This is a genomic window from Pullulanibacillus camelliae, assembly GCF_014642655.1.
In the GTDB taxonomy this organism is placed as follows: domain Bacteria; phylum Bacillota; class Bacilli; order Bacillales; family Sporolactobacillaceae; genus Pullulanibacillus; species Pullulanibacillus camelliae.
In genome coordinates, this window is the sequence record NZ_BMIR01000013.1 from 11,380 (window position 1) to 24,913 (window position 13,534).

A 13,534-nucleotide genomic window follows, 5' to 3' on the forward strand; every position below is an offset into this window, starting at 1 on the left:
TCAATTTATTCACATTTATGAAAAAAGTTAGCTGGTAACCACGTCCCAATGACAAAGTCAAAGCCTAATCTTATCCATCATCCTTAGAGAGTATAAGCGAAGGAATAGACTTTCTGACAACATAAGAAAACGGCACCTCCAATTGTTATATGTGTCTTACAATCGAGATGCCGTTCAGAGGGCCCTATCTTTTATTGAATTAGTGATTAAATTAAGAGTGAATCTGAGAGACTCGTTCCTCTGCCCCTCTCTGTTGTGGCATGACTCCCGTGTGAGGGGAAACTTCGCCTCCTACTAGACATCGGCACAGAACAAATAGAATGGGAGCGAAAAGTGCGAACCGCCAATAGGAAAGCTACACGATCGAAGTGCACGCAAGCAGACTACAAAAGAACTCGGCTACAATCATACGACAATGCCAATGCGGGCACATGGTTATAATACCGATGGCATTAGAATGCTTGGCTTGCACCACTTCGCTGGTACTCCTGATGTGATTTTTGCCAATCACACACTTAGGGTGTCCGCAAGCCTCAGGTGGCGAAAGTCAAAGCCCGAACTTATACTCTCTTCCTTTATGCGCGTCAGCGAAATTATACATTCTGATAGTATAAGAAAAACCGGGCGAAAAGCATGCCCGGTCCTTGTCCTTAGTATAGAGCATCAGCCAATATGAAAAAGGCTTCATTGCCTGGTCAAGTGGATGGGAGCGCAAGGCGCGCGATTCGTAACACTCTAAAATCATGTAGTCCACGGGCGCCGTTGACTCATGATGCGATACTAGAGTCCAGCGGGAAGTAGGAGATCGGTAAGACCTTAGCAGCGCGAAGGCGCGAGGAGGCTTAGGAAAGCGAGCGACCTGGAGCGGAATCGCGCATCGTCCTCATGACCAGAAATTTTATACTTTCTGATCTTTTAAAAAAAGGAGCCTAGCAATAAGCTAGACTCTCTTGATCAGGCACGGGATATATAGTTTCCAGTACGTGTATCAATAATGAGCACATCACCTTGATTAATGAAGAAAGGCACTTGAACGGTATAACCCGTTTCTAGAATCGCTGGCTTAGAGCCACCGGAAGCCGTGTCTCCTTTAATTCCAGGTTCAGTTTCCGTCACTTCTAATTCAACGGTATTAGGAAGTTCAACACCGATCGTTTCACCTTCAAAGCTTTGAATATGAACCTCCATATTCTCTTTTAAAAAATTTAATTGATCAGCGATTTGTTTAGCATTTAATTCGATCTGTTCATAGCTTTCTAAATCCATAAAGGTATGTTGATCTCCGTTAGCATAGAGATACTGCATGCGGCGATTTTCAATGTGTGCTCGATCAACCTTTTCTCCACCGCGAAAGGTTTTTTCTTGAATGGAGCCTGTGCGTAAATTACGCAATTTGGAACGCACAAAAGCCGCTCCTTTTCCCGGCTTCACATGTTGAAATTCTATGACTGACCAAATATCCCCATCCACTTGAATCGTTAACCCTGTGCGAAAATCGTTAACTGAAATCATGATTGACGTATTCCCCTTTCATCTCTTACATGAGGCCACTCGCGATCTGATATGGTTTGAATCGTTTATCCTCTTAATTAACGTGTGCTTCTAAATAAGTCAACGCCAATTGATAGCCGTGAAAACCAAGTCCGACAATCTGCCCGATAACAACCGGCGCAGTAACAGACTGATGACGAAAAGGTTCTCTTTTATGAATATTCGATAAGTGAACCTCTATAACCGGTAGACTTTGCCCTGCGAGTGCATCTCTAATGGCATAGCTATAGTGTGTAAAGGCTGCTGGATTTATGACAATGCCGTCATAATCTGAGGACGCTTCGTGTATCCAACCAATGATCTCTCCCTCATAATTGCTTTGTTTACAAGTGACAGCAAAGGACTGCTGCTTGGCAAACTCTTCAATAAATGCGACGAGATCATCGAGCGTCTCCTTGCCGTAAACATCTGGTTCTCTTTTTCCTAATTGATTCAGATTAGGTCCATTAATAATCAGATAATGACGCATCGGCTTCACCCATTTCAGAATGTTTTCCCTTAGCTATTCTACCATAGGCTTAGTCATTTGAGTAGTCGGCATTTTCGCTTTCTGACGAAGTAAGATCAAAGGAGATGGAATAGCCTACAAAAAGACCATACAAAATATATAAGCAAAGCGTTGTGGTAATCGTGTTCTTACCGAGCTCTGTCACAGGCTTTAAATGGGGAATCCAAGGCTGAAGCACATAGAAAACGATCACCCATAAAGCGAGGCCAAATCCGATGCTAATCCACATATTTTTCATTCGCCCTAAGGTGAATTTATACGCAAACGCAAGCAAGATGGAAACGATGCAAATCATGAGGAGTCCTAAAAATTGTTTGCCAACAGATTCCTTCCAATCATACGAAGGAAAGGGTGCCAAGATAAGTGCAGGACCATATCTACAAAAATTAAGCTCATAAAATAAAAAACCGAGCAAACCCCAAAGCGCTCCACCCACAAAGCCAATTAAAACTGTCCTTCCATTTGAAGAAACCTTGCTATAGTCGTTCTTGTCTTCCTTTGTTAACACAAATTCGTCACTCATCTTATCACCTCCAAGGATTAGTATGACCTAGTCTTATTCATTTTCTTCATGCACATACGTTCACAAATAAATTCACTTTCTTTTGAATAAAATGTGTATAAATTGTTATTTTGGGTAAATTATTAATATAGAACATATCTTAATGTGGAGACTTTTGAACTTTTCTAGTAAAATAAGAGAAAACATCAAAGTTGGTGATCTCTATTGAAAAAATTACCTGTGTATGGCGGTCAGGCTGTCATTGAAGGGGTGATGATGGGCGGTAAGCATACCACAGTAACTGCTATTCGCAGAAAAGATGGAAGTCTTGAATACTATGAAGTTAAAAAGGAACCGACACCTGTTTTAAATAAATTAAAAAAAATTCCTTTCGTTAGAGGGATTATCGGAATCATTGAATCCAGTATTGTTGGGACAAAGCATTTGAATTTTGCCTCAGAAAAGTATGATGTCGATCCCGCAGATGATGCGGCTAATGAGGCTCAGGAAACTGAGGAAAAGGGAAAATGGGCCATGATTCTTGGTGTGAGTGTGATCGCAGTGCTTTCTTTTTTATTCGGGAAGTTTGTATTGACACTCGTTCCTACTCTACTTGCTGAAGCATTAAGCTTTCTCTTTCCAGGAGACGTTGCGCAAATATTACTAGAAGGATTGTTTAAGCTTCTTTTTATTTTTGGCTATATCTACTTTATATCTTTGACGCCAATGGTGAAACGTCTGTTTCAATACCATGGTGCCGAGCATAAAGTAATAAATACGTTTGAAGTACGCGAAGCTTTAACGGTCCAAAATGTTAAAGCCCAATCCCGGCTCCACTATCGTTGCGGAAGCAGCTTTATCCTATTTACTGCGATCATCAGTATCTTTTTATATTTTCTCGTTCCCGTCCATCCTTTTTGGTTGAGACTTGTCTCACGGATTTTGCTCATACCAGTAGATCTAGGCATCGCTTATGAAGTCTTACAGCTGACCAATAAATGTAGGCATATTCCTGTCTTACGCTGGCTTGGCTATCCAGGTCTTTGGCTACAGCTTCTGACAACTAAAGAGCCAAAAGCAGATCAGATTGAGGTAGCTATTGCCGCTTTTAATGAAATGAAAGATAGAGAAGCACGTTATATTGCGAGTGAGAAACAAACCGTTGTAAGCTAGAAAAACGCTGAAATGGGAGGTGTTGAAAGTGAGAAAATCATGGTTTAATATTGTTTTTTATGCCATTATTTTACTGGGACTCATCGGCTTGGCGTTCCACCCACTAAGCCTGTTGAAAAACATTGCTATGATCGCTCTGGTCGTCGGGCTTATCTTTGTCATTTACAAGCTGTTTATGAACCGCTCGTCAAGTGACACCGCTGCCTATCGTCGTGCAGTCAAGCAAACCAAGAAACGCAAAAAAGAGCGACACCATCATCGCCCTGTTTCTCAACCTTCACACTTACATGTGATCCAATCACAAACTGTTGTAAAGAAAAAGGAACCCATCGCAAAAGGACAGAAACGCAATCACCACCATCTTACAGTCATCGACGGCAAAAAACGGCGTCGAAAAAAGCTGTTTTTTCTCGAATAACAATAAGCTGCCAAAACGACAAGTGACGCTTAATCCACTTGTCGTTTTTATACTATCAGGATGTATAACTTTACTGACGCGCATAAAGGAAGAGAATATAAGGCGGGCTTTGACTTTCGCCATCTGAGGCTTGCGGACACCCTAAGTGTGTGATTGGCAAAAATCACATCAGGAGTACCAGCGAAGGGGTGCAAGCCAAGTTTTCTAATATAAATTTTTAATAGGTCCAATGCTTCAAAAACTTTGTTGTCCTTTTACGCCCCACCTCCACTAAATGATCAATATTTTCCTTTGAAAGCTTAAAATTAGCGGTTTCAATATTTTCAACGGGTAGGAAGACAATATTGGATGCTGCATATTTTGAAATATATTTCGCATCATGAGCCTCTTTCATCGTTGTAAAAATGCCGTGAAATAAATCAACTGCGTTTTTTATGCGGCGAGGGGCTGCACTATCCGTTCTTGAGCTCAATTGAAATCCCAAGAAAGGACGTGAAGGCAGATCTTGTTGATCATCATACAACCAAACTGGAAAATTACTCAACACCCCTCCATCAACGAGAATACATTTCTGATTCTCTTTATCATATAGGGAAATCGGCTCAAAAAAGAATGGAAGACTACAACTGATGCGGATGGCGCGCGCGACAGAAAAATTCTCCGGATGAATCCCATATTCAACAAGGTCATCGGGGATAACAATCATTTTTCCTCTGGATAAATCAGAGGCAATGATCTTTAATGAATCCGGAGGCAGATCACTAAAGCGCTCCACGCCTTTGGCCTTAAGAACCTCCATCAACCATTTCTCAAACGTATTTCCTTTATAGAGCCCCATGCGCCAATAAAGTGTTAGCCATTTAATAAATGGAAAATGATGAATAATTTTGGACTGATCTAAAAATAGAGAGGGTTGCAGCTCTTCCATTAATTTATAAATATCCTTGCTATTGTACCCAGATGCTATAAAAGCGGCGATAATGGAGCCCGCACTCGTTCCTGCGACCCTGCGAAATCGATAGCCATGCTTTTCAACAATTTCATAAGCTCCCACAAAAGCAAAGGCTTTCACCCCACCCCCAGAAAATACACCATCAATCCACATCGTCAGCCCTCCCCGCTGCGTTCTCGGTACCGTCCTGCAAAATAGTCGCCGTGATTCCTTTGGTTATGAGTAAATGTCACTGGACATCAACTTGTCTTCTTAATAGAAAAAGCTCTAAACACTCTTTATAGCTATCTTAGTTAGGGAGGACAGAAAATAGAACACCAGCCAAGCAAGAGTTTCTATGTCCCTAAGTGTCAACCTCATTCAAATTAAATAAGGATGTATGATTAGGCTTATTTAATGCCTTGAGATGTTCACAGTGAAATTGAGAAAACTTGGCTTGCACCGCTTTACTGGTATCCCTAATGTGTATTTTGCCAATCACACACTAAGAGTGCCCGCAAGCCTTAGATGGTGAAAGTCCAAGTGACACTGATACTTTCTTCCTTTATGAATGTCGAAGAAGCTATACATTCTGATAGTATAAAAAACGCCCTACTGCGTCATGTTGACGCTGCAAGGCGGTTTATTTTTCATTTTAAAGTTGAAGTCGTTCCCAAGTGAACATTTAATCACGATTGCGATTTCGGATGATAGTTAAGTCCTCAACGCGTTGTGGATCCTCTTCAAAATACTGCACTAAATCCCCAATTCGATCGATGGCATCCCAGCTTAAATGGTGCTCGATCCCTTCGACATCCTCATAAATATGTTCATTATGTACGCCAATGATTTTCAAAAAATCTTCTAATAAAGCATGACGAAAGACAAGACGCTGACCTAATTTTTTCCCTTTTGGGGTTAAGCCAAATCCTCTATATTTCTCATAAACGAGATAATCATCCTTATCTAACTTTTGAATCATTTTCGTTACGGAGGAGGGGTGTACTTCTAATGCCTCAGCAATATCAGACACTCTCGCATAACCCTTATCTTTTATGAGCAAATAAATACGCTCAATATAATCTTCCATGCTAGGTGTTGGCAGCATGTCATCCCTCCTATTTTAAAGGCTTCTCTGTTTACACAGAGGCATTAACTATATATTTAAATCCATGTCATCTGCACAAAAAGACACACTATAAAAATCATACACTAGAAAAAAATGAATGACAAGTCATCACTTTGACAACACTCCCGTACGACTATCATTAAGATCACTTCAATAAAGCTTTTCTCCTTAAATAGCATTAGTGAAGGCTTATGATTCCTGATAGTGTCAAAGCAAGAAAAAGGAATAGCCCGTTTGAGGCTATCCCCTTTTACCCTAACTTATAGACCACATTTCAGCTGTGCATTGCAATTTGTACAGGTGTTACAACCGCCAATTTCTTCTACCGTTCCTTGGCGACAAATCGGACAAGTATCCCCAACTTCTGATCCATAAGTGACATCTGTTTTATCCAATTCATTAATCGTATCAACAAGAACAACCTTGGCCGTTGAGGCTTCTTCGGAAGGGCTCACCTCGTTATCTTCAAAAGAATTCTCTTCTGCCTTTAATGTAAGCACCTGTGCATCGCGGCTCCCATCAACATAGACGGTCCCCCCTTTAGCTCCCCCTTTAAAGAGACGCTCATAAACCTTCTTGACCTGCTCCACAGTATATCCCTTCGGTGCATTGACGGTCTTACTAATCGAGCTGTCTACCCAGCGTTGAATGACGCATTGTGTATCAGCATGCGCTTCTGGTGAAAGCTCCATAGCTGAGATAAACCAATGAGGAAGATGCGCGCTGTCCGCTTCGGGATGTTCTTCTAGATATTCACGCACAATATCTGCCTTCACTTCAATGAACTTGCCTAATCTCCCACTTCTAAAGTAGGAAAATGAGAAATAAGGCTCTAGACCTGTTGATACACCTACCATCGTCCCTGTTGACCCGGTTGGCGCTACGGTCAAGAGATGGGAGTTGCGAATGCCATATGTCAAAATGCCTTCACGAATATCTTCAGGCAGTGTCTGCACGTAACCACTATTAATGAACTTTTCTCGCAAGCGCCGCTGTTCTTCAGCAGACTGACCTTCTAAGAATGGGAAGCTCCCCTTCTCCTTAGCCAATTCGATCGACGCACGATAAGCCGTCGTCGCAATGGTTTCGAAAATCTGATCAACTAAGCGATTGCCTTCAGGTGTACCATACTCAGTTTCACAATAAATCAAGAGATCATGAAGCCCCATTACCCCCAATCCAACTCGGCGTTCTCCCAAAGCCTGAATACGATTTTCCTCTAGGAAGTACGGTGTAGCATCAATGACATTGTCTTGCATGCGCACGCCAACTTCTACCGTCTCTTTGAGTTTAGCGAAATCGATGTGCTTATTCTTTTTGTCGGCCATTTCAGCAAGATTTACAGCTGCTAAATTACAGACTGAGTAAGGTGCTAGTGGCTGCTCACCGCAGGGATTCGTCGCCACTACCTTTTGACCATATGCCTTGGCATTGGTTTTTTCGTTGGCATTATCTATGAAAAAGATACCTGGCTCAGCTGAATACGTTGCGCACACATTAATGAGATTCCATAATTCGCGCGCTTTAATATGACGATAAGTCCGTACACCAAAGCCCTTGGCTTCCCATTCTCTTACATCACCACATTCGTGCCATTCACGATTATAGATCGCCATTTCTTCAGAGCTATAGTGCTCAACATCAGGAAAACGAAGGGCAAAGTCTTCATCCTTCTCAACCGCGTCCATGAAATCCTTTGTAATACAAACAGATATATTGGCCCCTGTTAAAAATTCAGGATTATTCACAGAAAAGTGTCCGCCTTCGCGAAGTTTGAGCTCGGCCTCTCTTAACGCTTTATCAGTAAAGCCGCCTTGACCAGGAAAACTTTTATAATTTAATATACCTTGATACATATCTCTTTCTGTCTCAGTGAGTGGCGTAAACTTGAGCTTATCTTTGGCGAGCTGTTTGATCTGCTCATCCGTTGAATTTTCAATTAAATAGCGTAAAATCCTTGGATTTTGCATCTTGGAGATAATAAATTCAACGATATCAGGATGAGAATCCACAAGCATGATCATCTGCGCTCCGCGTCTTGATCCCCCCTGCTCAACGAGATGAGTCAGCTTGGCAACATCATCAAGCCATGATACGGAACCAGAAGATTTACCATTCACACCTTTTGCAAGTGTATTCCGCGGGCGTAGTGTAGAGCCATTGGTCCCAACGCCTCCACCCCTTGACATGATTTCCATGACTTTCTTACGATGCTCTGCAATGCCCTCACGTGAATCCTTAACATAAGGCATAACGTAGCAATTAAAATAAGTGACTTCTGTATCAGCCCCCGCACCGTAAAGCACCCGACCAGCCGGAACAAAATTCATAGAGACAAGCTGCGCATAAAACTTATCAAATGATTCCTTGCGCCTTTCTTCCGTTGTCTCTACAGCTGCCAATCCTTTAGCGTTTCTTTTGGCAATTTGCTCATAGAAAATTTCAAGTGGCTTATCAATAATATCCAAAGACCGGCGAATAAGGCCTTGCTCTTGTTCCTCGGGTTCCAGCACATGGCGATACTCTTCGTCAACACGCACCGTTGCTTCGTTCGTCTCCCAATGAATAGCTTCGATTTTTCCTAAGCCTCTTGCTGGAAATTTCGGGTCCGACTTAACTGTCAGTACAACAAAGTCTCCTGGTTTGATGGTCTTTTTCTCTGTATCTTTAAAAGCATAGCGATCCAACATGACAAGGCGAGAGACGCCTGATTTCGTAATGGACATATCCTCGGTAATTGGAAAAACCTGAGGAAATTCTGTAATGTCGGCATTCAAATCCGCTATATTGATCTGTTCACGTGTTTTGAACGTCACACTCATTGTATTGCCTCCCAAAATTTCATATTTTCATAGACTCGATAACAGCTGTCAGCTCAGAATAACAAGAGGACAAGATGTATGTATCTAATCATCGGTTAATCTTTTGTTCTAAATTCTTCTATGTATGTCGATCAATGGTGCCATAATTCTATGTCTCTATTGTAGCGCTCATTTGCCAACAACACAATATATAGTATCATAAATTTAATCAAAATCCAATATATTGTGCCTAGAAGCAAAAGTCATTAAAATTGTCAAAAGCAAAATTCGATAAATTTTAGCGATAATTGAAGAAAAAAAGAGAATAAGGGTCAAAATTTTACCACAACTAATAAATTCATGTCTTGATTTTTTCATAATGGAAATATAATACAAATCATATCCCTTTACGATTTTATTTGAAAAGTCTATTCTGTACAGGTTATAATATTTATAGTCATTTTGCTATTTTTAAAAGTCAATCAAGACAAAAGGGGTTTGGAAAGCATGCTTTGGCAATGGATTATTGTAGGAATTATCATCGTCGGATTTATCGCTTATACGGTGGGGCGTTCCTTATATCAAAGAAGTTATTTAAAGGAATTAACACAAGATGAATTCATTCAAGGCTATCGCAAAGCCCAGCTTATTGATGTTCGTGAACCTAATGAATTTGAAAATGGACATATATTAGGGGCAAGAAATCTTCCTTTAACTCAGCTGAAAATGCGCAAGGGAGAGGTTCGAAAAGATAAGCCAGTCTATCTCTACTGTCAAAATGGAGTCAAAAGCAGTCGTGCGGCTGCCATGTTAAAAAAGCATGGCTGTAAAGAGCTTTATGTTTTAAAAGGCGGCTTCAAAAAATGGACAGGAAAAATTAAAACAAAAAATGCATAAATAAAAACATTTGCAACGGTTTATAGTCATAGCGCATCTGGATATTTTTATTGACAATGACTCTAAAAATGAGTATTGTAATAAAAGAGCCCATGCTCATAAGGGGCTCTTTTATCTGCCTTACTTAATCACGATCGGGATGTAGCTCAGCTTGGTAGAGTGCAACAATGGGGTTGTTGAGGTCGCAGGTTCAAATCCTGTCATCCCGACCATTCTAAAACAAGCATACACCAACCACTTTTCTCAAATTAGAAAAGTGGTTTTTTGATGCACTCACGCCACAAGTGGATTTATTTATAGAATTAAGAAAAGCCAAGCAAAGTACACCCAGTCCTTGTCTTGGCGTAGAGCTTCATCAAATATGGAAGAGGCTTCATTGCAAGGTCAAGTGGATTGGAACACAAGGCGCGAGACGCCTTCGGGAACGGGGCGAATGACTTCACGAATTGACGACGCGTTGTTCCAAGGAAAGCAAGTCTAGCAGACGCAGGAACAGGGGCTTCTTAGTCTAAGTCTCTTACATTTTCAAGGCACTTCGGCTAAGTGCGTCACATCCATGTGATAACGCCGAAGCTAGCACCTCAGGGCCTCCAAAAAAGCAAAGAACACTTTTAGGGGACCCCGATGGTACGTACGTCGGAGGCCGTGCTTAAGGAAAGCGAGCGTTCTGTAGCGGAAATCAACATTGCCAATTCCGATGCCAAACAGACTTTTATACTTTTTAATTCAAAAGAGTAGTACCCACCAATTTTTGGTAGGTACCACTCTTAATTTATTGGGTTTTGTCCCAGCCCCGTCCTTAATTTCACTCAACTTTTTCATATTTTAAAACAGGCTGACGGGCCGCGAGGGTTTCATCTAAACGACTGATTACTGTGTGATGTGGTGCTTCCTGAACCACTTCAGGAGTCTCCTCTGCTTCCTTGGCGATTTGAATCATCGTCTCTGCAAAGGCATCTAGCGTTTCTTTTGATTCCGTTTCTGTCGGCTCAATCATCATGGCCTCATCAACAATTAACGGAAAATAAATGGTGGGTGGGTGGAAATCGAAATCAAGCAATCTTTTGGCAATATCCAATGTCCGAACGCCTAATTTCTTTTGACGTTTCCCAGAAATAATAAATTCATGCTTACAATGATGATCAAACGGTACGTCATAATATGGCGCTAATCTTCTGAACAAATAGTTTGCATTTAATACTGCATCCTGTGAGACTTGAGCCAATCCTTTGGGTCCCATCGTTCTGATATACGTATAGGCACGAACATTAATGCCGAAATTGCCATAGTAGGGCTTCACTCTACCAATGGCATTAGGACGATCCTCGTCAAAGCGATAGCCTTCCTCTGTTTTAATAACTTGAGGTTTTGGCAAGTATTTGGCTAACTCCTTCTTGACACCAACGGGTCCAGATCCAGGTCCCCCCCCACCGTGTGGGCCTGTAAAGGTCTTATGCAAATTCAAATGGACGACATCAAAGCCCATGTCCCCTGGACGGGCAATGCCCATGATGGCATTCGTATTGGCGCCATCATAATACAGCTTGCCTCCAGCGTCATGAACGATCGCTGCCAATTCCACAATTTCCTCTTCAAAAAAGCCTAATGTATTCGGATTTGTCAGCATGAGTGCAGCTGTATCGTCCCCGACGACACGTTTAAGATCTTCTAAATCTACAAGCCCTTTTTCATTTGACTTAACAGTGACCGCCTCAAAGCCAGCAACAGTTGCTGAGGCGGGATTCGTTCCATGAGCCGAGTCCGGTACAATGACCTTTGTCCGCTGAAAATCACCGTTGGCTTCATGATAAGCACGGATGATCATAAGTCCCGTCCATTCACCATGGGCACCCGCAGCAGGCTGTAAGGTCACTTCATCCATACCAGTAATCGCTTCAAGATTCTTTTGCAGGCGATACATAAGCTCCAAAGCCCCTTGCACCGTTTCCTCACTTTGATAGGGATGAATGTGGGCCAATCCTGGGAGCCTCGCTACATCTTCATTGATTTTTGGATTGTACTTCATCGTACAAGAGCCTAATGGATAAAAGCCGGAATCAACCCCATGATTGCGTTTGGAAAGCGCAGTATAGTGGCGCATGATTTGCAATTCTGAAACCTCTGGGAGTTCAGCTGCCTCTGTACGAATATAGTCTTCTGGCACTAACTCAGTCACGGCAACTTCAGGAACATCGAGATCTGGTAAGCTATAGCCAATGCGACCAGGTTTACTATACTCAAAAATTAACGGCTGATCAGTTTTAGTCATGGAGCACGCCTCCTAATGCATCTACAAATGCTTCAATCTCTTTGGCACTTCGCTGTTCCGTTACGGCAACGAGCATATGATCTTTATAATCAGGTTCTGTTCGTCCCAAGTCATAGCCACCTATAAAGCCTTTGTCCAACAGCTGTCGATTCACCTCAGTGATCGGCCGTCCACAGTAAACCACAAATTCGTTAAAGAAAGGCGCTTCTAACTTGACATCCAATCCTTTTTCTTTCATAAGCTTGACAGCATAATGTGCTTTTTGAAGATTTTGATGTGCCATTTCTTGAAGTCCATGTTTACCTAAAGCAGTCATCGCAACGGATGATGCCAAAGCATTCAATGCTTGGTTCGAACAAATATTGGAAGTCGCTTTGTCCCGACGAATATGCTGTTCACGCGCCTGTAAAGTTAAGACAAAACCGCGCTGTCCTTCTTCATCAACGGTTTGACCGACGAGTCGACCAGGAACTTTACGCATATTTTTTTTCGTCGTCGCAAAATAACCACAATGTGGGCCGCCAAATGAAGCAGGAATCCCTAAAGGCTGACAATCTCCGACGACAATATCTGCACCCAATTGTCCAGGAGGTGTTAATAGCCCCAGTGCTAATGGATTGCTTGAGACAACAAGCATCGCTTTTTTACTTTGGTGAGTCAGTGCTTCGATCTCCTTAAGCGGTTCGATGTGTCCATAAAAGTTTGGATACTGGATCAACACAGAAGCAGTCTCCCCATCCACAAGCTGTTCCAATGCTTCAAGATCAGTACAGCCATCTTTAATTGGCACCTCTATCACTTCGAGATGCTGCCCCGTGGCATAGCTTTGGACAACTGCCCGCGCTTCTGGGTGGACGGCCTTTGAGACCAGGATCTTTTTCTTTCGCGTTGTACCAGCTGACATTAAAGCTGCTTCTGCTAATGCCGTTGGACCGTCATACATTGATGAATTGGCCACATCCATGCCCGTTAATTCACAAATCATCGTTTGAAATTCAAATATCGCCTGCAATTCCCCTTGAGAGATCTCAGGCTGATAAGGCGTATATGCTGTATAAAATTCCGAGCGTGAAATCACGTGATTCACCACAGAAGGAATGTAGTGATCATAGACACCTGCTCCTAAAAATGAGGGGGTCTCTTTTGTATTCACATTTTTATTGGCGAGCTGTGACATAAACTTAAAAAGATCACCCTCAGCCAACGCTTCTTCAACATCTAATTCCCCTTTAAACCGCACAGAAGCAGGAACATCAGAAAAAAGCGCCTCTGTCGAATCAACACCGATAACCTCAAGCATTTCCTTTCGATCTTGTTCGGTAATGGGTAAATACCTGAATTGATTCATGTCTGTT

At 42.1% G+C, this 13,534-nt stretch carries 11 protein-coding genes and 1 tRNA gene; 4 read left to right on the top strand and 8 right to left on the bottom strand.

The features are described from left to right. Positions 1 to 954 precede the first annotated feature (954 nt). From efp to IEW82_RS13060, 3 genes are all read right to left on the bottom strand, one after another. On the bottom strand, positions 955 to 1,512 hold the full coding sequence (gene efp, locus IEW82_RS13050; RefSeq protein WP_188694980.1) for an elongation factor P: 558 nt from the start codon (positions 1,510 to 1,512) through the stop codon (positions 955 to 957). A gap of 73 nt (positions 1,513 to 1,585) precedes the next feature. Next, entirely contained in the window at positions 1,586 to 2,020 is a 435-nt protein-coding gene (gene aroQ, locus IEW82_RS13055) for a type II 3-dehydroquinate dehydratase (protein WP_188694983.1), read from the bottom strand. Positions 2,021 to 2,069: 49 nt separating this feature from the next. Next, positions 2,070 to 2,582 (bottom strand): YqhR family membrane protein, encoded by a 513-nt coding sequence (locus tag IEW82_RS13060; protein ID WP_188694988.1) that lies wholly within the window; start codon positions 2,580 to 2,582, stop codon positions 2,070 to 2,072. 252 nt (positions 2,583 to 2,834) lie between these two features. On the opposite strand from IEW82_RS13060, the gene IEW82_RS13065 reads away from it, so the two are divergent. Together IEW82_RS13065 and IEW82_RS13070 are read left to right on the top strand one after the other, a co-directional pair. After that, positions 2,835 to 3,734 (top strand): DUF1385 domain-containing protein, encoded by a 900-nt coding sequence (locus IEW82_RS13065; protein ID WP_188695226.1) that lies wholly within the window; start codon positions 2,835 to 2,837, stop codon positions 3,732 to 3,734. A gap of 28 nt (positions 3,735 to 3,762) precedes the next feature. Continuing rightward, positions 3,763 to 4,152, top strand: coding sequence for an SA1362 family protein (locus tag IEW82_RS13070; protein WP_188694991.1), 390 nt, complete (start codon positions 3,763 to 3,765; stop codon positions 4,150 to 4,152). A gap of 217 nt (positions 4,153 to 4,369) precedes the next feature. Here the strand turns inward: IEW82_RS13070 and IEW82_RS13075 are convergent, their stop codons facing one another. The 3 genes from IEW82_RS13075 to IEW82_RS13085 all read right to left on the bottom strand — a co-directional run bounded on the left by IEW82_RS13075 (position 4,370) and on the right by IEW82_RS13085 (position 9,034). Then, positions 4,370 to 5,257: a patatin-like phospholipase family protein gene (locus IEW82_RS13075; RefSeq protein WP_188694997.1), complete on the bottom strand. Its 888-nt coding sequence runs from the start codon at positions 5,255 to 5,257 to the stop codon at positions 4,370 to 4,372. 511 nt (positions 5,258 to 5,768) lie between these two features. After that, complete coding sequence (gene mntR, locus IEW82_RS13080) at positions 5,769 to 6,188, bottom strand: transcriptional regulator MntR (protein WP_188695229.1); 420 nt, start codon at positions 6,186 to 6,188, stop codon at positions 5,769 to 5,771. Between the two features lie 284 nt (positions 6,189 to 6,472). Then, positions 6,473 to 9,034 (bottom strand): vitamin B12-dependent ribonucleotide reductase, encoded by a 2,562-nt coding sequence (locus IEW82_RS13085; protein ID WP_188695002.1) that lies wholly within the window; start codon positions 9,032 to 9,034, stop codon positions 6,473 to 6,475. A gap of 486 nt (positions 9,035 to 9,520) precedes the next feature. On the opposite strand from IEW82_RS13085, the gene IEW82_RS13090 reads away from it, so the two are divergent. Then, positions 9,521 to 9,910, top strand: coding sequence for a rhodanese-like domain-containing protein (locus tag IEW82_RS13090; RefSeq protein ID WP_188695005.1), 390 nt, complete (start codon positions 9,521 to 9,523; stop codon positions 9,908 to 9,910). Positions 9,911 to 10,045: 135 nt separating this feature from the next. Next, a tRNA-Pro gene (locus IEW82_RS13095) sits at positions 10,046 to 10,122 on the top strand. A 593-nt stretch (positions 10,123 to 10,715) separates the two neighbouring features. Here the strand turns inward: IEW82_RS13095 and gcvPB are convergent. Continuing rightward, complete coding sequence (gene gcvPB, locus IEW82_RS13100) at positions 10,716 to 12,179, bottom strand: aminomethyl-transferring glycine dehydrogenase subunit GcvPB (RefSeq protein ID WP_188695008.1); 1,464 nt, start codon at positions 12,177 to 12,179, stop codon at positions 10,716 to 10,718. Continuing rightward, complete coding sequence (gene gcvPA, locus IEW82_RS13105) at positions 12,172 to 13,527, bottom strand: aminomethyl-transferring glycine dehydrogenase subunit GcvPA (RefSeq protein WP_188695012.1); 1,356 nt, start codon at positions 13,525 to 13,527, stop codon at positions 12,172 to 12,174. Before gcvPA ends, gcvPB begins: the two co-directional genes overlap by 8 nt. Between the last annotated feature and the right edge of the window lie 7 nt (positions 13,528 to 13,534).